Annotated in this window: 21 protein-coding genes; 9 read left to right on the top strand and 12 right to left on the bottom strand. The window is 73.9% G+C overall.

What is annotated here, in order from left to right; all coding sequences use genetic code 11:
• Positions 1-70: 70 nt before the first annotated feature.
• A complete protein-coding gene (locus H291_RS0119920; RefSeq protein WP_020016781.1) occupies positions 71-751 on the top strand; it encodes a DUF998 domain-containing protein in 681 nt (226 codons plus the stop codon).
• Here the strand turns inward: H291_RS0119920 and H291_RS0119915 are convergent.
• Positions 717-5,816, bottom strand: coding sequence for an Lhr family helicase (locus tag H291_RS0119915; RefSeq protein WP_020016780.1), 5,100 nt, complete (start codon positions 5,814-5,816; stop codon positions 717-719). The genes H291_RS0119920 and H291_RS0119915 overlap by 35 nt on opposite strands.
• A gap of 59 nt (positions 5,817-5,875) precedes the next feature.
• Here H291_RS0119915 and H291_RS0119910 point away from each other — a divergent pair, with 59 nt between their 5' ends.
• The 3 genes from H291_RS0119910 to H291_RS0119900 all read left to right on the top strand — a co-directional run bounded on the left by H291_RS0119910 (position 5,876) and on the right by H291_RS0119900 (position 8,298).
• Positions 5,876-6,112, top strand: a complete 237-nt coding sequence (locus H291_RS0119910) for a DUF3046 domain-containing protein (protein WP_020016779.1) — start codon at positions 5,876-5,878, stop codon at positions 6,110-6,112.
• Between the two features lie 250 nt (positions 6,113-6,362).
• The gene (gene recA, locus H291_RS0119905) at positions 6,363-7,583 is read left to right on the top strand and encodes a recombinase RecA (protein ID WP_020016778.1); all 1,221 of its coding nucleotides are present in this window, start codon (positions 6,363-6,365) and stop codon (positions 7,581-7,583) included.
• Between the two features lie 34 nt (positions 7,584-7,617).
• Complete coding sequence (locus tag H291_RS0119900; protein ID WP_020016777.1) at positions 7,618-8,298, top strand: regulatory protein RecX; 681 nt, start codon at positions 7,618-7,620, stop codon at positions 8,296-8,298.
• Between the two features lie 111 nt (positions 8,299-8,409).
• Here H291_RS0119900 and H291_RS30890 read toward each other — a convergent pair whose 3' ends face one another.
• The 4 genes from H291_RS30890 to H291_RS0119880 all read right to left on the bottom strand — a co-directional run bounded on the left by H291_RS30890 (position 8,410) and on the right by H291_RS0119880 (position 11,848).
• Positions 8,410-9,297: an amino acid ABC transporter permease gene (locus tag H291_RS30890; protein WP_020016776.1), complete on the bottom strand. Its 888-nt coding sequence runs from the start codon at positions 9,295-9,297 to the stop codon at positions 8,410-8,412.
• On the bottom strand, positions 9,294-9,983 hold the full coding sequence (locus tag H291_RS0119890) for an amino acid ABC transporter permease (protein ID WP_020016775.1): 690 nt from the start codon (positions 9,981-9,983) through the stop codon (positions 9,294-9,296). The genes H291_RS30890 and H291_RS0119890 overlap by 4 nt, the downstream gene beginning before the upstream one ends.
• A gap of 141 nt (positions 9,984-10,124) precedes the next feature.
• A complete protein-coding gene (locus tag H291_RS0119885; RefSeq protein WP_020016774.1) occupies positions 10,125-10,970 on the bottom strand; it encodes a glutamate ABC transporter substrate-binding protein in 846 nt (281 codons plus the stop codon).
• A 62-nt stretch (positions 10,971-11,032) separates the two neighbouring features.
• The gene (locus tag H291_RS0119880; protein ID WP_020016773.1) at positions 11,033-11,848 is read right to left on the bottom strand and encodes an amino acid ABC transporter ATP-binding protein; all 816 of its coding nucleotides are present in this window, start codon (positions 11,846-11,848) and stop codon (positions 11,033-11,035) included.
• A gap of 138 nt (positions 11,849-11,986) precedes the next feature.
• On the opposite strand from H291_RS0119880, the gene miaB reads away from it, so the two are divergent.
• A complete protein-coding gene (gene miaB / locus H291_RS0119875) occupies positions 11,987-13,660 on the top strand; it encodes a tRNA (N6-isopentenyl adenosine(37)-C2)-methylthiotransferase MiaB (protein ID WP_020016772.1) in 1,674 nt (557 codons plus the stop codon).
• A gap of 86 nt (positions 13,661-13,746) precedes the next feature.
• Here the strand turns inward: miaB and H291_RS0119870 are convergent, their stop codons facing one another.
• The 6 genes from H291_RS0119870 to H291_RS0119845 form a co-directional block, all read right to left on the bottom strand.
• A complete protein-coding gene (locus tag H291_RS0119870) occupies positions 13,747-14,040 on the bottom strand; it encodes a hypothetical protein (RefSeq protein ID WP_020016771.1) in 294 nt (97 codons plus the stop codon).
• The gene (locus H291_RS0119865) at positions 14,037-14,354 is read right to left on the bottom strand and encodes a hypothetical protein (RefSeq protein WP_020016770.1); all 318 of its coding nucleotides are present in this window, start codon (positions 14,352-14,354) and stop codon (positions 14,037-14,039) included. Before H291_RS0119865 ends, H291_RS0119870 begins: the two co-directional genes overlap by 4 nt.
• A complete protein-coding gene (locus tag H291_RS0119860) occupies positions 14,351-15,004 on the bottom strand; it encodes a hypothetical protein (protein ID WP_020016769.1) in 654 nt (217 codons plus the stop codon). Before H291_RS0119860 ends, H291_RS0119865 begins: the two co-directional genes overlap by 4 nt.
• Positions 15,005-15,063: 59 nt before the next feature.
• Positions 15,064-16,032, bottom strand: a complete 969-nt coding sequence (locus H291_RS32770; protein ID WP_020016768.1) for a WXG100 family type VII secretion target — start codon at positions 16,030-16,032, stop codon at positions 15,064-15,066.
• 122 nt (positions 16,033-16,154) lie between these two features.
• Positions 16,155-16,736 (bottom strand): YbjN domain-containing protein, encoded by a 582-nt coding sequence (locus tag H291_RS0119850; RefSeq protein WP_020016767.1) that lies wholly within the window; start codon positions 16,734-16,736, stop codon positions 16,155-16,157.
• Complete coding sequence (locus H291_RS0119845) at positions 16,733-17,332, bottom strand: YbjN domain-containing protein (protein ID WP_232216120.1); 600 nt, start codon at positions 17,330-17,332, stop codon at positions 16,733-16,735. The genes H291_RS0119850 and H291_RS0119845 overlap by 4 nt, the downstream gene beginning before the upstream one ends.
• A 112-nt stretch (positions 17,333-17,444) precedes the next feature.
• Between H291_RS0119845 and H291_RS0119840 the strand changes: the two genes are divergently transcribed.
• The 3 genes from H291_RS0119840 to dapF are packed head-to-tail and all read left to right on the top strand — an operon-like array spanning position 17,445 to position 20,038.
• Positions 17,445-18,032 (top strand): hypothetical protein, encoded by a 588-nt coding sequence (locus tag H291_RS0119840; protein WP_084468275.1) that lies wholly within the window; start codon positions 17,445-17,447, stop codon positions 18,030-18,032.
• 57 nt (positions 18,033-18,089) lie between these two features.
• Positions 18,090-19,076 (top strand): tRNA (adenosine(37)-N6)-dimethylallyltransferase MiaA, encoded by a 987-nt coding sequence (miaA, locus tag H291_RS0119835; RefSeq protein ID WP_020016764.1) that lies wholly within the window; start codon positions 18,090-18,092, stop codon positions 19,074-19,076.
• Positions 19,073-20,038 carry a diaminopimelate epimerase gene (gene dapF / locus H291_RS0119830; RefSeq protein ID WP_020016763.1) on the top strand — a complete coding sequence of 322 codons (966 nt, stop codon included), beginning with the start codon at positions 19,073-19,075 and terminating at the stop codon, positions 20,036-20,038. The genes miaA and dapF overlap by 4 nt, the downstream gene beginning before the upstream one ends.
• A 9-nt stretch (positions 20,039-20,047) precedes the next feature.
• Here dapF and H291_RS0119825 read toward each other — a convergent pair whose 3' ends face one another.
• Positions 20,048-20,647, bottom strand: a complete 600-nt coding sequence (locus tag H291_RS0119825) for a class I SAM-dependent methyltransferase (RefSeq protein WP_020016762.1) — start codon at positions 20,645-20,647, stop codon at positions 20,048-20,050.
• A 52-nt stretch (positions 20,648-20,699) separates the two neighbouring features.
• On the opposite strand from H291_RS0119825, the gene H291_RS0119820 reads away from it, so the two are divergent.
• Entirely contained in the window at positions 20,700-21,287 is a 588-nt protein-coding gene (locus H291_RS0119820) for a GNAT family N-acetyltransferase (protein WP_020016761.1), read from the top strand.
• Positions 21,288-21,289 lie beyond the last annotated feature (2 nt).

Genomic DNA, 21,289 nt, shown 5'->3' with positions numbered 1-21,289 from the left:
AGTTGGCGCTGACCTGGGCAGACACCCGGACCAGCCGATTGAGTCCCCAGACCCCCGCAGCACCCGCACCGTGAGCTGGTTCGGCGCCACCGCACTGCTGCCGATGATCGCCGCGCACGTGGTGGGCGCCTCCGTCGTGGACCCGGTGCTCGACCCGATCAGCTGGTACGCCTTCGTGCCCATGGGCGGCGAGATGATCCTCGCGGGCGGGGTGATCCTGGCCGTGCTCGGGCTGATCCTCACCGTGCGGATGTACCGCGCGGGGCTGGCCGTCGGCCCGGTGCCCGCCGCCGCGATGATCGTCTTCGCGATCGCCATGGTGCTGGTGGGCGCGTTCCCCACGGACCCGCCGGGGACGGAGGCCTCGATGTCGGCGATCATCCACCGGGTCAGCGCCGCCACGGCGTTCTGCGTGCTCCCCGTCGTCGGGCTGAGCCTTGAGCGCTCGATCGTCCGCCCCCGCTCGTCGCTCCCGCGCTCCCTGCGGTCGGCCGCCCGGGCGCTGGGGATCATGGTCGCGCTGTTCCTCGTGATCCACCTGTCGCTCGTCTACCTCGCCGACTCGGGCATCGCCGCCTTCGGCCTCATCGAGCGCGTGGGCTTCGTCATCATGATCGGCTACCTGTTCCTGCTCGCGGCCACCATCGACCGTGAGGGACCGGAGGGGCAGCCCGACCCGCTCGCCGCCCTCGACGGCCCGGGCCCGGCCCTGGCGCTCAGCGGACCGAGATCCGCAGACCACGTGGAGTGACCGCGAAACCAGCCTCGACGAGGGCCCGCGCCGCCGGGTGGTGGCGTGCGGCCTCCAGCGCGGGCAGGCCGTCGACCCGCTGGACCACCAGGCGCCCGAGCCGGCCCTCGCGGACCGTCCTGGCCAGGGCGGCGGCCGCCGCCGCGAGCCGCGCGGGCTGCTGTGTGAACGACAGCACCGTGCGCCCGCCACGTTCCACGAACAGGGTCAGGTCGCCGTGGGTGAGCACCACGACGGCGCCCGCCTTGCGGCCGGGCCGGTGGGCGGTGACGTGCCGGTCGCCCGGGGTCCCGTCGACTGTGGCCGGGCCGGGGTCCGACGGCTGTCCGGTCGGCTGCCCGGCTGCCTCGGACGACGCGGCCGCCGGCCACGCGAGCGCGGCCCCGTAGGGGTTGGCGGGGTCCATGGCGGCGAGCACCACGGCGCCGCTCGTGCTGTTCGCGCCCGTGCCGGTCGCCACGGCCGCCGTCCGCTCCGCGACCTCCAGCTCCGCCTCGACGATCCGCGATCGGTCGGTCGCGTCCACGCGCAGCCGGTCGACGGCGCCGGGCAGGGCGAACTGCGACCCGCCCAGGTGCTCCACGAAGTACCCGCGGCGCACCGCACCGCGCTCCTCCAGGCCGGACAGCACGCGGTAGACGTCGCGGTAGCCGGCCCCGACGCCCTCCGCGGCCGCGGCCGAACGGGTCAGTACCCCGTGCCGTTCGAGCAGCACCTGGGTCAGGGCGTGGGCGCGCAGCGTGGGGTCCGGCTCCCGCAGCGGCAGGGCGGCCCAGCGCCCGCTGCCGCCCACGGTCGAGGCGCCGGCCCGCAGCGCTGAGGCGGGGCGGCCGGGGGACACGGCGAACCGGGACCGGCGCACCGGCCGGGCCCGCGCGGCGGTCCGGGGCGCGCGGTGCGCGCCGCCGCCGCCGACTCGGTCGCGGAGCGCGCCGAGCCCGTCGTTGGTGACCTGCCCGGCCCAGACGAGGTCCCAGAGCACCTCGAGCACGGCGTCCGGCTCGGCGGAGGTGAGCTCGGCGACCCGGGGCAGGAAGAAGCCGCCCGACCCGGTCAGCAGGTCGAGCACCGCGCGGTGCAGGTCGGAGTCGAGCGGGCTCTCCTCCTCGACCGGTTCGAGCGTGGGCAGGGTGAGCGCGGCGCCGTCGGCCAGGTGCAGGGAGACCAGGCCGTCCCCGCCGCCCGACCCGGGCAGCCGGGAGTGCCCGGCCCACAGCACCTCGCCCGCGACCGTCAGCTCGTCGAGCAGGGCGGGGGAGTAGTCGGTCACGCGGGCGGGCAGCACCAGGGTCTCCAGGGCCGACGCCGGGACCGCGGCCCCCGCGAGCTGCTCGATCGCCTGCACCAGCCCGTCGGCGCCGCGCAGCAGCCCGGTGGAGACGTTCTGCCAGCGGGGCAGGAAAGCGCCCAGCGCCTCCTGCTCGACGGGCTCGACCTCGGCCCGCAGCACGGCGAGCGAACGGCGGCGCAGCAGGCGCAGCACGCCGGGGTCGCACCAGTCGTCGCCCGTGCCGCCGAGCGCGCCCGGCCGCAGCCGCCCGCGCGCGAGGGCGCCGTCGGCCTCCAGCCGGGCCAGGCCGTGCGCGACCACGGCGACGCCCAGCCCGAACCGCTGGGCGGGCGCGGCGGCGCCGAACGGCCCGTGCGTGCGGGCGTGCCGCCGCAGCAGGTCGCCGAGCGGGTCGGGGACGAGCTCGGTGAAGGTCTCCGGGATGCCCACGGGCAGGGCCACGCCGAGCGCGTCGCGCAGCCGGCCGGCGTCCTCGGCGACCGCCCACTGCTCCTGGCCCGCGAACCGGACCCGGATCACGCGGCGCGTGGTCTCCAGCTCCTCCAGCCAGTGGGCGACGGCGTGCCGGGCGTCCTCGCGCGTGCGCGCCTCCAGGGCGTCCAGCGGGTGCGGGCCCGTACGGCGCAGCAGGTCCCACAGGCCCTCGGCGTCCCGGGCCTGCCGGTCGGGGGCGAGCCCGGCGAGCTCGGCCTCGGTGCGCTCCACGGCGCCGGGGTCGAGCAGGTCGGCCAGGTCGGCGGAGCCCTGCTCCCCGAGCAGCTCGGCGAGCAGCTCCGGGTCGAGCGACAGGGCGGCCGCCCGGCGCTCGGCCAGCGGCGCGTCGCCGTCGTACAGGAACTGGGCGGTGTAGCCGAACAGGAGCGACTGCGCGAACGGCGACGGAGTCGGGGTCGTCACCTCGACCACGCGGACGCCGCCCGAGCCGATCTCGCGCATCAGCTCGGTCAGGGCGGCCACGTCGAAGTCGTCCTGGAGGCACTCGCGGGCCGCCTCCAGCACGATCGGGAAGTCCGGGAACTGGCTCGCGACCTCCAGCAGCTGGGCCGAGCGCTGGCGCTGCTGCCACAGCGGCTGCCGCCGGTCCGGCCGACGCCGGGGGAGCAGCAGGGCGCGCGCCGCCGCCTCGCGGAACCGCGCGGCGAACATGACCGAGGAGCCCAGCTCGTCGCGGACGGCGCCGAGCACCTCGTCGGGGTCCAGCAGCAGGTCCTCGAGGGTGACGCGGCCCGGGGCGTGCTGGGGTGCGCCGTCGCCGGTCTCGAACGCCGGCTCGGTGCGGGCCTGGTCGTCGGCGCCGAACCCCGTGAGGTCGGTGCCCACGTCCCACTGGTCGCCGTCCCAGCCGCCGCCGGAGTCGGGCAGCCGCAGCACGATCCCGTCGTCCGAGTGCATGGCGGCCACGTCCAGGCCGAACCGGGCCCGGAGCCGGGCGCTGATCACGAGGGCCCACGGGGCGTGCACGCGCGCGCCGAGCGGCGAGTGGATCACCACCCGCCAGTCGCCCAGCTCGTCGCGGAACCGCTCGACCACGACCGTCCGGTCGTCGGGCACGCGCCCCGTGCCGAGCCGCTGCTCGGTCAGGTAGGCGGCGAGGTTGTCCGCCGCCCAGTCGTCGAGCCCGGCGTCGCGCAGGTGCTTGCGACCGGCGTCGACGTCGTCGGCCAGGGCGGCGTCGGCCTCGCGGACGAACGCGCCCACCGCCTTGCCGAGCTCCGCCGGGCGGCCCGGGGCGTCGCCCTTCCAGAAGGGCAGGCGGCCGGGCAGTCCGGGCGCCGGGGTGACCAGCACCCGGTCGGTGGTGATCTCCTGGATGCGCCAGGTGCTCGACCCCAGCGTGAACGTGTCGCCCACGCGGGACTCGTAGACCATCTCCTCGTCGAGCTCGCCCACGCGCTTGCCGCCGCGGGCCCGCCCGGCGCCGGACGAGCCGCCGACGCTGTCGGCGAGCGTGCCGCCTTCGGGCGCGTCCGTGGCGAGGAAGACGCCATAGGCGCCCTTGTCGGGGATGGTGCCGCCGCTCGTGGCGGCCAGGCGCAGCGCGCCGGGGCGGCCGCGGAGCATGCCCGTGGCGCGGTCCCAGGTGATGCGGGCGCGCAGCTCGGCGAAGTCCTCGCTGGGGTAGCGGCCCGCGAGCATGTCGAGCACCGCGCGCCAGGTGGCGTCGCCGAGGTGCGCGAACGGCGCGGCCCGGCGGACCAGCGCGAGCAGCTCGGCCTCGTCCCAGTCGTCGACGGCGAGCGACGCCACCACCTGCTGCGCCAGCACGTCCAGCGGGTTGGCGGGGACGTGCATGTGTTCGATGGCGCCCGCGCGCATGCGCTGCGCGATGACCGTGGCGGGCACGAGGTCGCCCCGGAACATCGGGAAGACCACGCCCTTGGACACGGCACCGACCTGGTGGCCGGCGCGGCCGATGCGCTGCAGCCCGCTCGCGACCGACGGTGGTGCGCCCACCTGGACCACCAGGTCCACCGCCCCCATGTCGATGCCGAGCTCCAGGGAGGAGGTGGCGACCACGGCGGGCAGCCGGCCCTCCTTCAGCTCCGTCTCGGTACGGGTGCGCTCGGCGCGGCTCATGGAGCCGTGGTGGGCGCGGGCCAGGACGACGTCGGCGGGCGGCTCCGGCGTGCCCGGGACCGCCTCCGGCAGGCCGCGCTCGCCCGGCACGGGCCGGGGGATGCCGGCGGACGTGCCCGACTGGCCCGGGACCAGGGCGGCCCACGTGCTGGCGGGGTCCGCGACGTCGAGGCCCTGGCGCTGGGCCCAGACCTCGTTCATGCGGGCGGTCAGCCGCTCGGCGCCGCGCCGGTTGTTGGTGAAGACGATGGTCGAGGTGTGGTCCGCCACGAGGTCGACCACGCGCTCCTCGACGTGCGGCCAGACCGAGGCCTTGCGCAGAGGCTGGGTCGCCTCGCCGGACAGGTCGATCTCGTCGTCGCCCGAGGCCCGGCCGCCGGGGTCGCCCGGGTCGGGCACGCCGGGGCCCGGCGCGCTGCCCAGGTCCGCGAGGTCCGGCACCGGGACCACCACGTCGATGGCCCACTCCTTGTGCGACGGCGGCTGCACGACGACGACCTCGCGCGCCGCGGAGCCGGTACGGCCGCCGCCGAGGAACCGTGAGACGGCCTCGACCGGCCGCACCGTGGCGGACAGGCCGATGCGCTGCGCGGGCCGCTCCAGCAGCGCGTCGAGGCGCTCCAGGCTCAGCGCCAGGTGGGCGCCGCGCTTGGTGCCCGCCACGGCGTGGATCTCGTCGAGCACCACGGTCTCGACGCCCGCGAGCCCGGCGCGGGCCGAGGAGGTGAGGATGAGGAAGAGGGACTCCGGCGTGGTGACCAGGATGTCCGGCGGTCGCGTGGCGAACGCGCGCCGCTCGCTCGCGGGCGTGTCTCCCGTGCGCATGCCCACGGTGACGTCGGGGACCTCGACGCCTTCCCGGGCCGCGGCCTGCCGGATGCCCGTCAGCGGGGAGCGCAGGTTGCGCTGGACGTCCGCGGCCAGGGCCTTCAGCGGCGACACGTACAGCACGCGGCAGCGGTGCGCCCGGTCCTCGGGCGGCGGCGCCGACATGATGCGGTCGATCGACCAGAGGAACGCCGCGAGCGTCTTGCCGGACCCCGTCGGTGCCACCACGAGCGCGTGCTGGTCGCGCGCCACCGCGTCCCATGCGCCGGCCTGGGCGGCGGTGGGCTGCGCGAACGCACCCGTGAACCATGTGCGGGTGGCCGGGCCGAACCGGGAGAGCGGGTCGTCGGGCGTGGGCATGGTCCCCATTGTGTCCCCGACCACTGACACGGGCCGGGGGAGGTCTCCCGGCGTCGTAGGGTTGACGGGTGCGCGAACGGGATTTCTGGCAGCTGGTCGACGAGGTCTTCGGTCCTGCCTACGGGCGGGCCCTGGCGCGCGAGCAGGTGCTCCCGACGCTGGACGGGCGGACCCCGGCGGCGGCCCTGGAGGACGGCGACGAGCCGCGCGACGTGTGGCACGCGCTGTGCGACGCGCTGGACGTGCCGGACGCCGACCGGTGGGGCACCGACAAGTACCGGCAGGCCCCGCCGCCGCGTCGCTGACCGGCCGCCACCGCCTGATCGGCAGCCCGCGCGGGGCTCGCCGAGATGTCCCGCGACACACCGGTGTGTCCTGCCTTGCCTCGAACACGCGTTCGGCTAGACTTTGACCACAGGCACGGATTCCGGAACGTCGTCCACAGGCGGCGGCCGGAGCAGGCGTCCGTGTCAGTGGCTCCGCGTACGGTCGGCAACGACGTACAGAGCCATCCATGTCGGCGCACACAGCGCCCAGAGACCGAAGGTGTTGCACATGCCCGCACCAGCAGACCGCGAGAAGGCCCTCGAGGCGGCCCTCGCACAGATCGACCGTAACTTCGGCAAGGGCTCGGTCATGCGCCTCGGCGAAGAGACCCGCGCCCCCATCGAGGTGGTCCCCACCGGTTCGATCGCCCTGGACGTCGCACTCGGCATCGGGGGTCTTCCCCGCGGCCGCATCGTCGAGGTCTACGGCCCCGAGTCCTCGGGTAAGACGACCATCGCGCTGCACGCGGTGGCCAACGCCCAGCGCCAGGGTGGCATCGCGGCGTTCATCGACGCGGAGCACGCGCTCGACCCGGAGTACGCCAAGAAGCTCGGCGTCGACACCGACGCCCTCCTGGTCTCGCAGCCGGACACCGGCGAGCAGGCCCTCGAGATCACGGACATGCTGATCCGCTCCGGTGCGCTCGACATCATCGTCATCGACTCCGTCGCGGCCCTGACGCCGAAGGCCGAGATCGAGGGCGAGATGGGTGACAGCCACGTGGGTCTCCAGGCCCGCCTGATGTCCCAGGCCCTGCGCAAGATCACCGGTGCGCTCAGCGCGTCCGGCACCACCGCGATCTTCATCAACCAGCTCCGCGAGAAGATCGGTGTGTTCTTCGGCTCGCCCGAGACCACCACCGGTGGCAAGGCGCTGAAGTTCTACGCCTCGGTCCGCCTCGACATCCGGCGCATCGAGACCCTCAAGGAGGGTACGGACGCGGTCGGTAACCGCACCCGCGTCAAGGTCGTCAAGAACAAGATGGCGCCGCCGTTCAAGCAGGCGGAGTTCGACATCCTGTACGGGGTGGGCATCTCCCGCGAGGGCGGGCTCATCGACATGGGCGTGGAGCACGGCTTCGTGCGCAAGTCCGGCTCGTGGTTCACCTACGAGGGCGACCAGCTCGGCCAGGGCAAGGAGAACGCGCGGTCCTTCCTGCGCGACAACCCGGACCTCGCCAACGACATCGAGAAGCGCGTCAAGGAGAAGCTGGGCGTCGGACCGAAGGTCGACGCCCCGGCGGACCCGGCCGCGGGCGCCCCGCTCTCGTCGGCGACCGAGGGCGACGGGCCCACGGGCACCGTCGCGGCGGCCAGCTCGTCCTCGCGGACGACCACGACCGCCAAGGCCACGAAGTCGACCACGACGCGTGCGAAGACCGCCACCAAGACGACGGCGGCCAAGACCGCCGCCAAGGCGGAGGCGGCCGCCGAGAAGGCACCGTTCTGACGTGCAGTACGGTGATCCATCGGACGGTCCCGGCGTGGGGAAGCGTCGGGGCCGTCCGGCCGCCCAGGAGGGCGGAGCGGAGAGCAGCTGGGAGGGCGGTCGCGAGGCCGCCCGCGATGGTCGCCGTCCGAGCGGCCGAGGGCGGCGCGGCACCGGCGAACGGGCACCGCGGCGCACCGTCGCGGAGCGCCTGGAGGCCGGCGAGATCAGCCGGGACGACGCCGTCGAGAAGACCCGCGAGGTCGTCCTCCGGATCCTGACGGCGGCGCAGAAGTCCCGCCGCGAGCTCGAGCAGTCGCTGGCCCGCAAGGGTTACCCGGAGGACGTCGTCGTCCAGGTGCTCGACCGGTTCGGCGAGGTGGGCCTGGTGGACGACGCGACCTACGCCGAGACCATCGTGCGCACCCGGCACGCCGAGCGCGGGCTGGCCCGCCGCGGCATCGCCGCGGAGCTGCGCCGGCGGGGCATCGACGAGGACACCGCCGTCGAGGCCCTCGACCAGCTCGACTCCGACGACGAGCGGGCCGCGGGGGCGAAGCTGGCCACCAAGCTCGTCACCCGCACGCGCAGCCTGGAGCGCCAGGTGCGGGTGCGCCGCGCCGTCGGTTCCCTCGCGCGCAAGGGCTACGCGCCCGGCCTGGCCTTCGAGCTGGTCAAGGACGCGCTCGCCGCGGAGGGCGAGGAGACGGACGACCTCGGCTACGCCGAGGACTGAGCCCCAGACCGACGAGAGGCCGGGTGATGAGCAGCGTCCGCTGCCGACCACCCGGCCTCTCGTCGATACCTGACAGCGGCCCCGCCGGACCAGGTCCGGCGGGGCGCCCCGTCAGATGTTGTTCGGCCCGCCGGCCCCCGCCGCGACCGCGGTCGGGTTGCCGATGCCGGTGCCCTCGATGGTCTGCCCGGCCGTGCGGCTCGACAGCAGCCGGGACAGCTGGTGCGCCACCACGGTGAGCAGCAGGTTCAGCACGATGAACACCACGGCCACGACGGTGAGCACCTGCAGCGGGTTGCCGTCGGCCGAGTAGACGATCTGCCCGGTGCGCAGCAGCTCCTGGTAGCCGATGAGCTGGCCGAGCGCCGAGTCCTTCAGGACCACGACGATCTGCGACACCATCGCGGGCAGCATGGCCACCAGCGCCTGGGGCAGCTGGATGGAGCGCAGCGTCTGACCCGGCGTCAGGCCGATCGCGAGCCCGGCCTCACCCTGGCCGCGGGGCAGGTTCCCCACGCCCGACCGCACCAGCTCCGCGATGACCGAGCCGTTGTACAGGATGAGCGCGACCACGACGGCGAGGAACGCCTTGTCGCTCACGCCGGGCAGCAGCTGCCCGAACAGGCCGTAGAAGAACACCATCATGAGCAGCACGGGGACGGCCCGGAAGAACTCCACCACGGTGCCGCTCACCCCGCGTACGAGGCTTACCTGCGACAGCCGCCCCATGCCGAACACGAGGCCGAAGACGATCGAGCCCACGATCGCGAACGCCGCCGCCCGCAGCGTGTTGAGCAGGCCCGGGATCAGGTAGTACTGCCAGGTGCGGGCCGAGACGGCGTCCGCCCAGAGCTGGGGCTCCAGCTGGCCCTTGCTGTCGAGCTGGACCAGCACCCACGCGGCCACCGCGAGCACGACGAGCGCGCCGACGATGTTGCCGACGAGGGTCCAGCTCCGCGCCCGGGGCCCGGGGGCGTCGAAGAGTACCGAGGCGCTCATCGCTTCACCGCCAGTCGCTGGGACAGCCAGGTCGTCAGCAGTCCGATGGGGATCACCAGGATGACGTAGCCGATCGCGAACACCGCGAAGATCTCCCAGAGATAGTTGGGGTTGAACTCGATCATGGTCTTCATCGTGGAGGAGGTCTCCCAGGAGACGCTGGCCGCCGCGGCCACGGTCGAGTTCTTCAGCAGCGCGATGAGGGTGTTGCCCAGCGGGGCGGTGGCCCCGCGGAACGCCTGCGGAAGGATGATCAGGCGCGCGGCCGGCAGGAACGACAGGCCGATCGCGCGGGCGGCCTCGGCCTGGCCCAGCGGGACCGTGTTCACGCCGGAGCGGATCGCCTCGCAGACGAACGCCGCGTGGTAGACGGCCAGGCCGACGACGGCGAGGCGGAAGAAGTTGTCCTCGAAGTTGTCGGCGAGCTGGATCTGGAGCGCGGTCCACACGCCCATGACCATGAAGGTCATGATGATCGTCAGCGGGGTGTTGCGGAAGACGCTCACGTACGTGGCGCCGGCCCAGCGCAGCGACGCGATGGGGGAGATCCGCATGAGCGCGAGCAGCGTGCCGAGCGCCAGCGCGATCAGCGCGCCCCAGAACGTGAGCTGGATGTTGGTCCAGAACGCTCCGAGCACGTCGTACTGCTGCAGGAGCGCGCCGAGCCCTGACAGATAGTCGTTCACGGGTCACCTTTCGGGAGAGGCACGGCCTTGGTCGGCGCGCCCCGGTAGGTCACAGTCGCGGACGGCGGGATGCCGCCCCGCAGCGAACCGGGATCGCGTCTCGCTGGGCGGACGCGATCCCGGTGCACTACGAAGGAGACGTCAGGCGCAGGCGTCCGGCGTCGGCGGGTTGAGGTCCGCGTTCGGGGTGTAGTCGGCGCCCTCGGTGTTGGCGGCGACGAGCTCCTCCCACGTGCCGTCGTCGATCATCTTGGTGATCGCCGCGTTGATGTCCTCGCACCGGTCCGAGCCCTTGGGCAGGCCCACGCCGTAGCGCTCCTCGGAGAACGGCGCGCCGACGACCTTGAGGTTGCCGTCGCCGTTGGCGGCGGAGAGGCCGGCGAGGATGATGTCGTCGGTCGTGACGGCGTCGACCTGGCCGGCGGCCAGGGCGGTGACGCACTCGGCGTAGCCCGGGCGCTCCAGGAGCTGCACGCCCTCGGCGTAGTCGGTCTTGATCTTCTCCGCCGACGTCGAGCCGGTGACCGAGCAGAGGTTCTTGCCCTCCAGGTCCTCCGGGCCGGTGATGTCGGTGTTGTCGGCGGCGACGAGGAGGTCCTGACCGGCGACGAAGTACGGTCCGGCGAAGTCGATGACCTCCTTGCGCTCGTCCGTGATCGAGTACGTCGCGAAGATCATGTCGACGTCACCGTTCTGGAGCATGCTCTCGCGGTTGGCGGAGGGCGTCTCCTTGAAGGTGATCTGGTCCTCGCTGTAGCCCAGCTCGTTCGCGACGTACCGGGCGACGTCCACGTCGAACCCGGTGTACTCGGCGCCGTCCTGCAGGCCGAGGCCCGGCTGGTCGTACTTGATGCCGATCGTGATGCCGTCGCCGCCCGCGGACGCGCCCTCCTCGGGCTCGCCGCCGACCTCGGCTCCGCCGCAGGCCGAGAGCGCGAGGGTGGACGCGGCGGCCATCGCCAGCAGCCCCATGGTGTGCTTGCGCATGATTCCCCTTCGGTAGTTCGGGTCCGGGTAGGACCCCTTGGCTGAGATCAGTCTGTGAAAGATCAGTGGGTCAGGATCTTGGACAGGAAGTCGCGCGCCCGCTCGCTCTTGGGCGCGGTGAAGAACTCCTCGGGCTGAGCCTCCTCGACGATCTGCCCGTCCGCCATGAAGACCACGCGGTCGGCGGCCTTCCGGGCGAAGCCCATCTCGTGGGTCACGACGATCATCGTCATGCCCTCCTGGGCGAGCGCGACCATCGCGTCGAGCACCTCGTTGACCATCTCGGGGTCGAGGGCCGACGTCGGCTCGTCGAACAGCATCACCTTGGGCTGCATCGCCAGGGCGCGCGCGATCGCGACGCGCTGCTGCTGGCCGCCGGAGAGCTGGGCGGGCATCTTGCCCGCCTGGTTGCCGACGCCCACGCGGTCGAGCAGCTTGCGGGCCTGCTCCTCCGCGTCCTTCTTGCTCAGCCCGCGAACCTTGCGCGGCCCGAGGGTGACGTTGTCGAGCACGGTCTTGTGCGCGAACAGGTTGAACGACTGGAATACCATCCCGACCTCGGCGCGGAGCTGCGCGAGGGCCTTGCCCTCCTCGGGCAGGGTCTTGCCGTCGACTGTGATGGTGCCGTCGTCGATGGTCTCCAGGCGGTTGATCGCCCGGCACAGCGTGGACTTGCCGGACCCGGACGGGCCGATCACGACCAGCACCTCGCCCTTGCGGACGGTGAGGTCGATGTCCTGCAGCACGTGCAGCGCGCCGAAGTGCTTGTTCACGCTCTTCAGCTCGACGAGGGGCGCCCCGAGGGCGCGGTCCGACGTCGGAGCGTCCACGGTGTTGTCGGCCGCCGGTTGGCCGGTGGTCGAGGTGCTCTGGTCCATCCCTTGAACCTAACGATCCGATGTTTCAAGGACCAAGTCGACCGGTCATCACTGCACAACGTTTCGGTAACAGATGCCCGTTATGTGCCTGGATCAACCGTTCGGCGGGCCTCGAAAGGGGTCGTAAAATCGGGGACGATGTCCACGACCGCCCTCCCCTCAGCCCTGCCCGACGCCGCCGCGACCGACACCGCCGTCCGCGACGAGGTGCCCGAGGCGCCCCGCACCTACATGGTCCGCACCCTCGGGTGCCAGATGAACGTGCACGACTCGGAGCACATGGCCGGCATGCTCGAGCAGGCCGGCTACACGCGCGCGTCCAGCCAGGACGAGGCCGCGAACGCCGCCGACGTCGTCGTGATCAACACGTGCGCCGTGCGCGAGAACGCGGCCAACAAGCTGTACGGGAACCTCGGCCAGCTCGCGGGCATCAAGGCGACGCGGCCCGGCATGCAGATCGCCGTCGGCGGCTGCCTGGCGCAGAAGGACCGCGGCGACATCGTCGCGAAGGCTCCGTGGGTGGACGTCGTCTTCGGCACGCACAACCTGGACGCCCTGCCGGTGCTGCTGGAGCGCGCCCGGCACAACGAGGCCGCCCAGGTGGAGATCGCGGAGTCCCTGCAGGTCTTCCCGTCCACGCTGCCGACCAAGCGCGAGTCGGTCTACGCCGGCTGGGTCAGCATCTCGGTGGGCTGCAACAACACCTGCACCTTCTGCATCGTGCCGCACCTGCGCGGCAAGGAGCGCGATCGCCGTCCGGGCGAGATCCTCGCCGAGGTCGAGGCGCTCGTGGCCGCCGGCGCCATCGAGGTGACGCTGCTGGGCCAGAACGTGAACAGCTACGGCGTCGAGTTCGGCGACCGCGGCGCGTTCGCCAAGCTGCTGCGGGCCTGCGGGCAGATCGAGGGTCTGGAGCGCGTGCGGTTCACGTCCCCGCACCCGGCCGCCTTCACGGACGACGTCATCGCCGCGATGGCCGAGACCCCGAACGTGATGCCGCAGCTGCACATGCCGCTGCAGTCCGGCTCCGATCGGATCCTGCGCGCGATGCGCCGCTCGTACCGCTCGGAGAAGTTCCTCGGCATACTCGACCGGGTCCGCGCCGCGATGCCCGACGCGTCGATCACCACCGACATCATCGTCGGCTTCCCGGGCGAGACCGAGGAGGACTTCGCCGAGACCATGCGTGTGGTCGAGGCCTCGCGGTTCAGCTCGGCGTTCATCTTCCAGTACTCGCCGCGGCCGGGCACGCCCGCCGCGACCATGGACGACCAGCTCCCGAAGGCCGTGGTGCAGGAGCGCTTCGAGCGCCTGCTCGCCCTGCAGGAGCGCATCGGCGCCGAGGAGGCCGACCGGCAGGTCGGCCGCACCCTCGAGGTGCTCGTCGCCGAGGGCTCTGGCCGCAAGGACGGCGCGACGCACCGCCTGTCGGGCCGCGCGGCGGACAACCGCCTGGTGCACTTCGGCCTGTCCGCGCTGCCGGACGGCGCCGGGTCCGCCGACGTCGCTCCCGGCGTCGACCTCACGCAGGCGCCCGCCACGCTGGACGACCCGCGCCTGGCCGACGTCGTCCCCGCGGGCGTGCCGCGCCCCGGCGACATGGTGACCGTGACCGTCACCAAGGCCGCCCCGCACCACCTGATCGCCCAGCCCGCCGACGCCGCGGGCCTCGTGGTGCGCCGCACCCGGTCGGGCGACGCCTGGGCCGCGCGCGAGAAGGCGCGGCTCGGCGGGGGAGAGGACGAGCACTCGCACGGCACGCCGGCGCCGTCCGGCCCGGTGTCGCTGGGCCTGCCCACGCTGCGCCGCTGACCGACGCTGCGCCGCCGATCCGACGACGTCGGCCCCCGGCACGATGACCTGATCACCGTGCCAGGGGCCGTCGTCGTACCGAAGCCTCAGCCGTTCTGCTCGAGCCATCGGGCGCGGGCCCGCTGGGTACGCGCGATCGGCAGGCACCAGATGCCCGCCACGACGCAGAGGCCGATGAAGATCCAAGGGAACCCGTCGCCCGCGTTGAACCCACGGATGTTGTTCTCGTAGCTCCCGACCTGCGCGACCCACCAGGCGAGCCACGCGACCCCGCCCAGCACCCAGGCGACGACCCCGAACGACACCCACATCCGCGCGAGCCGCCCGGCCAGGTCAGGGTCGCCGCGGTCGGACCAGTGGTCCCTCTCCGGCGAGCTCACGGCCGGTCGTGAGGTGTGTGGCGCGCCAGCTCACGGGCGCGGGCCCAGCGGCGTGCGGCCACGACCGCCAGGCACAGCCCGAGCAGCCCGAACGGGACCACGAGGTACCAGGGGAACACGTCGCCCTCGGCGTACCCGCGCCACTGGTTCTCCCCGGCCCGGCCGGTCACCTGCGCGGTCCACCAGCTCAGCGTCGAGAACCCGGCCATGACCCAGCCGACGGCGGACAGCGCGGTCCACATCAACGCGAGGCCGCGGGCGCGGGCCGGGTCCCCGCCGTCCGACCAGGGGCTCGCCGGGCGCTGCGCGTTCACGCGACCGCCTCCGCGAGGATGCGGAACGTCGGGTCGGGCCGCACCGGCGCCGGCTCGAGCTTCTGGTCCGCGGGCCCGTGCACGAGCTGCCAGGTGTCGTCGGCCGCGACGCGTACCGCCGCCGTCCGGGCGCCCTTGGCGTCCGTGACCTTGACGCTCCCGCCGAACGGCCGCCCCTGCAGCGTGCGGAACGCCGCCTGGACGTACCGCGACGCGGCGACCTGCACCGGCTCCGCGGGCTCCAGCGGCAGCACCTGCCAGATCCCGTTGGGCCGCGGCTCGACGACGACCGAGCCGTTGGGGGAGCGGATCAGCAGCGCCGCGTTGTTCTCCCGGTCCGTGATCCCGGCGGCCTCGACCCAGGTGTCCGCGGTGAACAGGACGTTCGAGAGCGCGGCCAGCTTGCCGACCGGCACCAGGGCGCCGTCCTCCGTCCTGGCCAGCCGCCGGACCACGAGCGAGCTCAGGCCGGCGCCGAGCAGCGGGGAGTCCTGCGGGAGCTCCGGCAGCCGCAGCATCTCCGTGGTGCGCTTGCCCGCCTCGGTCCGGCCCTGGCTGAGCAGGGTGATCAGCTCGAAGGCGGTGAGCTCGAGCAGCGCGACGTCGGGGTCGGCGGACACGTCCCGGTCGGGCGTGAAGTTGTCAGTCATGTGTTTCTGTCCTCCCAGTGGCCGCTGAGGGCCTGGTTCAGGCTGTCAGTGGTGTGGGTTCAGCTGAAGAGGCCGCCGATGGCCTTCCCGGCGCCCTTGAGCATATTGCCGCCGGCATCGAACGCGTCCCCGGCGGCGTCGGCGATCCCGCCCACCGCGTCGGTGCCGCGGTCCCAGGCCCAGCTTCCGGCGTCGGTCACGGCCTCCGAGAACGGTTTGTCGGAGAAGGCGTTCCAGGCCATCCCCACGGGGCTGTAGTTCACGAGGTTCTCGCTCAGCGGGCGGTCGGAGACCAGCCCGTTGATCAGCGAGAGCCCGCCCCAGATCGCCGCACCGCCGGCCACGAAGGGGCCCGCGGGGGTCGCCGCGGTCGCGAGCACCGCGACGCTGAGGCCCGCCGTGATGGCGCCGTCCGCGCCACCGTAGAAGTCGCCCTCGGACCACTCGTCGAACGCCTGGAGGCCGCCCGTGACGATCCCCGCGACCGCGAAGGCCTTGCCGAACGCGTCGAGCAGGTGTCCGCCGGCGCCGAGGTCGGCGAGCGAGTCGACCGCCGTCCCGGTCTTGACGATCCAGTTGAACAGGTCCTGCCCCAGCCCACCCGCGGTGAGCCCGTTCGACCAGCCGCCGAGGGCCTCGTCGAACCACTCCGGGAAGCCCTCGTCCTCGGGGTTCCCGGCGGGGCTGCCCTCGCCGGCCTTCGTCCCGATGCCGCCCGTTCCGCCGGGGCCGCCGGTCCCGGAACCGGCCTCGCCCCCGTAGTCGCTGCTCGTCTCCTCCTGCGCGTCGGCGTTGCGCTCCAGGATCCCCCGGACGTCCGCCAGGCTGCCGGAGACGCCGCGGATGGCCGGCGCGTGGTGGCCGTCCCACTCCGCGCGGAACTGGTCGCCGCCCGGTCCCAGCCAGTCCACGCTCGACAGCACGGACGTGACCTCGGTGACCGTGGTGTCCAGCGACTGCGACGCCCCCTCGAACTCTCGTGCCAGGGCGCGCAGCTGAGTGATGTCAGCGCCCCACATCTCACCCATCGGGTCCCCTGTCGCTCATCCGGTCGTTGTCTGCTCACGACCGTAACTGACCTGCGACAACAGGGCTAAAAAACGATACGGGTAGAAGTACCCGTCGGGTCCGTGGGACCCGCGGGCGGGGTTCAGCGGGCGGTGTCGTCCCCGCCGGGCTCGTCCGGCTCGGCGTCCGGCGGCGGGGCCAGGGACGCCACGGTCGAGAAGAACTGGCTCGCCGTGACGAGCCCGCACGACACCGTCTGGGCGAGCTGCTCCTCGGTGGCGCCGTGCTCGAAGTCCACCGACACCTCGGCGTACAGTGCCAGACCCGCACCCTCCTCGCGGGTGTAGACCTTGGGCCAGATGCGCTCGCGGTTCCAGTCGTTCGCCGCCTGGAGCACCGCGAGCCGCGCCGCGGCGGGCAGAGCGCCCGCCCAGCGGCCCCGCACCTGCAGGATCTCGTCGTGCTCGCCGAGCAGCAGGAACCAGAACCGGTTCCCGTCCCAGGTGCCGGTCACGTCGCCGTCGTCGTCGATGCGGAAGCGGTAGCCGCGCCGCGACAGGTCGTCGCCGACCCGCTGCGTCGTCAGCGGCCGCGGCTTCTCGACCGGCGGGTTCGCGAGCGTGCGGACCTGGGCGCCCGTGGGGCGCCGGGCCGCCGGCGGACGTGGGTTGAGCAGGCGCGCGAGCCAGCGGCCGGCGCCGCCTCCGCTCCGGGGCGGGCTCATGGCGCGGACCTCAGCGGGTCGGGGAACGTCTCGTCGAGATGCTCGAAGAACATGGAGCCCGTGGTCAGCCCGCACTGCAGCAGCTGGTCGAGCTGGTCCTCGGTGACGCCGTGCTCCAGGTCGACCGTCACCTCGGTGTAGACGAGGACGGCGCCGTTGTCCCGCACGCGCACGTACGTCTTGGGCCAGATGCGCTCGGCGTTCCACTCGTTGCACAGCTCGAGGATCTCCTCCAGCCGCTCGATCGTGAGGTCCCGGTGCCACTGACCGCGCACCTGGAGCACCTCGTTGCTCTCGCCGACCATGAGGAAGTAGAACAGCCAGCCGTGCCACAGCCCGCCGACGTCGCCCTCGGAGTCCACGAAGTAGCTGAACCCGTTCTCGCCCAGCCACTCGACCACGCGGTCGCGCGTCAGTGGCTCGGGGACCGAGGAGGGATCGTCGAGGCCGCCCGTGAGCTCGCGCAAGAGCACGCCCTCCACCTGCGCCCGCAGCTCCTCATCGTCGAGTTCCCTGGGCTCGGGCTGTTGCGGGCCGGTGGCCGCACGGTCGCCGTCGCCCGCCGTGTTCCGGCGTCGTGACCCGAAGAACCTCACCAGCCCACAGTACCTGCCAGACCCCTCCCCCCGCTGCGCCCTTTGCGTGGAAAGGGGGGTGGAATCGCCCAGGAGCCGCTTGATGCCGGGGCCGGTGCTACTTTCGTCCATCGTGCACGCCGTGATCCTGCCCGCGACCCCCCTGCTCGTCCCCGGGACGGTCCCTGGCCTGCGCACCGACCCGCTCGCGGACGTCCGGCAGGCGGTTTCCGCCGCACTGGCCCGGCTCACCGCGGGCGGTCGCGTACCGCTGGTCCTCGCGCACGGCCCCGCGCTCCGGCGCGGCCGGCAGCGCCCGTCCCTGGCGGGTTCCGGCATCGGCGACCGCTGGTTGCCCGACGACGCGCGCCGGCACTGGGCCCCGGGCCTCCCGGCCGCCGGGACCGGCGCGTCGGTGGCGCTGCTGGTGCTCGCGGACGTGCTCGGGGCACGGGCCGCCGACGTCGACGTGCTGGAGGTGCCGCCGTCGTCCGGCGCCCTGGACGCGGGCTCCCTGCAGGCCCTGCGCGCCGCCGACGGCCTCGTCGTCGCCGGCGGCGGAGCGCCCGGTGGCCTGGAGACCGCCCCGGACGCGCTGACCGACGGCGTCCGGGCCGCCCTGCGCGCGGTGGGCGCCGACGCCTGGAGCGCGCAGGCCCAGGAGTTCGAGCAGACGCACGACCACCTGCCGCCGCGGTACCGCGTGACCACGCTGTCGTGACGACCCTGTCGTGACCATGCTGTCGTGACCACCTGTGGCCGCCCGTAAGGTTGCCGAGTGATAGTCGTCGCCGTCGTGGGGCCCACCGCCACCGGGAAGTCGGACCTCGCCCTCGACCTGGCCCAGGCGCTGGGCACCGACCGGGCCCCGGCCGAGATCGTCAACGCCGACGCCTACCAGCTCTACCGCGGCATGGACGTCGGCACCGCCAAGGTGCCGCCCGCCGAGCGGCGCGGCATCACCCACCACCAGCTCGACGTGCTCGACCCCGTGCAGGACGCGTCGGTCGCGCGGTACCAGCACGACGCCCGCGCCGACCTGGACGCGATCGCCGCGCGCGGCGCGCGCGCCGTCGTCGTCGGCGGGTCCGGGCTGTACGTCCGGGCGCTGCTGGACCAGATGGACTTTCCCGGCACGGACCCGGCCGTGCGGGACCGGCTGGAGGCGCGCGCCGAGGCCGAGGGGCGGCGCGCCCTGCACGCCGAGCTGGAGCGGCTGGACCCGCAGGCCGCCGAGAGCATCGGGCCGCACAACACCCGCCGCATCGTGCGCGCGCTGGAGGTCATCGAGATCACCGGCCGCCCCTACACCGCCAACCTGCCCCGCCAGGAGTACGTCCGCCCCGCCGTGCAGATCGGGCTGGACTGCTCGCGCGAGGTGCTCGACGCGCGCGTCGGCAGCCGCGTGGACCGGATGTGGGACGGCGGCCTGGTCGACGAGGTGCGCCGGCTCGCGAGCCCCGAGCAGGGCGGCACCGGCCCCGGGCTCGGCGTGACCGCCGCGCGCGCCGTCGGCTACGCCGAGGTGCTCGCCTGGTGGCGCGGCGAGTCCACCGAGGCCGAGGCCCGGGAGGCGGTCACCGCCAACACGCGGCGCCTGGCCCGCAAGCAGATGGGCTGGTTCGGCCGCGACCCCCGCGTGCACTGGCTCGACGCCGCCGCCCCGCACCTGCTGGACGACGCCTTGCAGATCGTCGCCGACGCCGACGCCGGGACCCTGCCGGTTGCCGGGACCGAGCCCGTGCGCCGTAGCCTGGGGTCATGACGCAGCCCGCGACCAGCCCCGTGCCCGCCGTCCCGACCCCCGGCACGCTCGCCTTCACCAAGGGGCACGGCACGCAGAACGACTTCGTGCTGATCGCGGACCCCGAGGGGCAGCTCGACCTGAGCCCCGCCGACGTCCGCCGGCTGGCCGACCGGCGCGCCGGGATCGGCGGCGACGGCGTCATCCGGCTCGCCCCGACGGCGGCCCTGGCGAGCGCGGGCGAGGAGTCCGCGCAGGCCGCCCTGGCCCAGGACCCGACGGCCGAGTGGTTCATGGACTACCGCAACTCCGACGGCTCCGTGGCCGAGATGTGCGGCAACGGCGTGCGCGTCTTCGCCGCGTTCGCCGAGCAGCAGGGCCTGGCCGACCTGTCCGCGGGCCCGCTCAGCCTCGGCACGCGCGCCGGTGTCAAGCGCGTCACCAAGGAGGCGAACGGCTGGTACGCCGTGGACATGGGTCGCTGGTTCCTGCCCGGCGGCGAGACCGCCGTGACCGACGGGTACGACGCCGCCGTCGCGGTGCGCGGCTGGACCGCGCCCCGCCCCGCCCTGAGCGTGGACCTCGGCAACCCGCACACCGTCGTCGCCCTCGCGAGCGTCGAGGAGCTCGCCTCGCTGGAGCTGTTCCACGCCCCCGAGGTCGCGCCCGTGCCGCCGCACGGCACCAACGTCGAGCTCGTCGTGCCGCTCGGCGAGGAGGAGGGGTCCGACGGCGTCGTCGGCCGCCTGCGCATGCGGGTGCACGAGCGCGGGGTCGGCGAGACGCCGTCCTGCGGCACCGGCGCCTGCGCCGCGGCGCTCGCGGTCCGCACGTGGCAGGGCGGCACGACCGGCGCCGGCGCGCCGGACACCTGGATCGTCGAGGTGCCGGGCGGCGAGGTGCGCGTGCGCGTGCTGCCGGGCGGCAACGTCGAGCTCGCGGGCCCCGCCGAGCTGGTCTACTCGGGCCGGGTCGCGCTCTGACCTGACCGGTCAGCCGTCGACCCGCAGCACGCGGAACCCCTTGGACGACGTCGTGCGCTCCACCGGGAGCCCGAGCGTCTCGGTGATCCAGCGGGCCAGCGAGTCCGAGCCCAGGTTCTTCTGCACCACGAGCCACGCCGCGGCGTCCGGGCCGAGCCGGGGCAGCCAGCGGGTCAGGAGCTCGTGCAGCACCTGCTTGCCCACGCGGATCGGCGGGTTGGACCAGCAGGCGGCGAACCGCACGTCGTCGGGGACGTCGTCGGGCAGGACGGCCCGCACGTTGGTCAGCCCGAGCCGCTCGGCGTTGCGCCGCACCAGGTCTAGCGCGCGCTCGTTGACGTCGACGGCCCAGACCGTGGCCCGAGGGGCCTCCAGCGCCAGGGTGATCGTGATCGGGCCCCAGCCGCAGCCCAGGTCGAGCAGGTCGCCCGTCGCCGGGGGCGCGGGCACGTGGTCCAGGAGCACGGCCGTCCCCTTGTCCACGCCGCCGGGGGAGAAGACGCCGGACGCCACCTCCACCTCCAGCTCGCGCCCGGCCAGGCGGACGGTGCGGGTGCGGCGCTCGTCGTCCGAGGCGGGCTGTGCGGTGAAGTAGTGGTCGCTGGACACCGCGCAATCGTAGGCGCTTGCCGGGTGGCATGAGCGGTGCCAGCCTGCGGGCATGGAGATCGCCGTGGCCACCGCCGACCGCTGGGACGACGTGCAGACCGTGTTCGGCACGCGCGGCGGCGCGCACCACTGCCAGTGCCAGCGCATCCGGCTCGGCGACCGCGCCTGGTGGTACATGCCCGTCGAGGAGCGCACCCACCAGCTCCGCGAGCAGCTCGACCCGGGGCCGGACGCCCCGGCGACCGGCGCCCTGCTCGGGTACGTCGACGGCGAGCCCGCCGGGTGGGTCGCGGTGGCGCCCCGCACCGAGTTCGTGCGCTACCGCGGCAGCCAGGTCCCGTGGGCGGGCCGGCACGAGGACAAGGACGACGCCGGGGTCTGGGCGGTGACCTGCTTCGCCGTCCGCGCGGGCAGGCGCAAGCAGGGCCTGATGTACCCCCTGGCGGCCGCCGCCGTGGCGCACGCGCGTGAGCGCGGCGCCCGGGCCGTCGAGGGCTACCCGATCGCCCCCGAACCGGGGCAGGACATCTCGTGGGGCGAGGTCAACGTGGGCACCCCCGGGCCGTTCGCCGCGGCGGGCCTCGTGGAGGTCAGCCGCCCGACCAAGCGCCGCCGCGTGATGCGCCTCGACCTCGGCTGAGC

This window comes from Promicromonospora sukumoe 327MFSha3.1 (genome assembly GCF_000385135.1).
In the GTDB taxonomy this organism is placed as follows: Bacteria; Actinomycetota; Actinomycetes; order Actinomycetales; family Cellulomonadaceae; genus Promicromonospora; species Promicromonospora sukumoe_B.
This window is presented reverse-complemented; position numbering and strand designations above follow the sequence as displayed.

Bases quoted from the DNA above. Each gene is read 5' to 3' on its own strand.
- H291_RS0119850 (WP_020016767.1), bottom strand. From the start codon at position 16,736: ATGAGCCCGCCCCGGAGCGGAGGCGGCGCCGGCCGCTGGCTCGCGCGC.
- H291_RS30890 (WP_020016776.1), bottom strand. From the start codon at position 9,297: ATGAGCGCCTCGGTACTCTTCGACGCCCCCGGGCCCCGGGCGCGGAGC.
- H291_RS0119820 (WP_020016761.1), top strand. From the start codon at position 20,700: ATGGAGATCGCCGTGGCCACCGCCGACCGCTGGGACGACGTGCAGACC.
- miaB (WP_020016772.1), top strand. From the start codon at position 11,987: ATGTCCACGACCGCCCTCCCCTCAGCCCTGCCCGACGCCGCCGCGACC.
- H291_RS0119860 (WP_020016769.1), bottom strand. From the start codon at position 15,004: ATGACTGACAACTTCACGCCCGACCGGGACGTGTCCGCCGACCCCGAC.
- recA (WP_020016778.1), top strand. From the start codon at position 6,363: ATGCCCGCACCAGCAGACCGCGAGAAGGCCCTCGAGGCGGCCCTCGCA.
- H291_RS0119915 (WP_020016780.1), bottom strand. From the start codon at position 5,816: ATGGGGACCATGCCCACGCCCGACGACCCGCTCTCCCGGTTCGGCCCG.
- H291_RS0119885 (WP_020016774.1), bottom strand. From the start codon at position 10,970: ATGCGCAAGCACACCATGGGGCTGCTGGCGATGGCCGCCGCGTCCACC.
- H291_RS0119880 (WP_020016773.1), bottom strand. From the start codon at position 11,848: ATGGACCAGAGCACCTCGACCACCGGCCAACCGGCGGCCGACAACACC.
- dapF (WP_020016763.1), top strand. From the start codon at position 19,073: ATGACGCAGCCCGCGACCAGCCCCGTGCCCGCCGTCCCGACCCCCGGC.
- H291_RS32770 (WP_020016768.1), bottom strand. From the start codon at position 16,032: ATGGGTGAGATGTGGGGCGCTGACATCACTCAGCTGCGCGCCCTGGCA.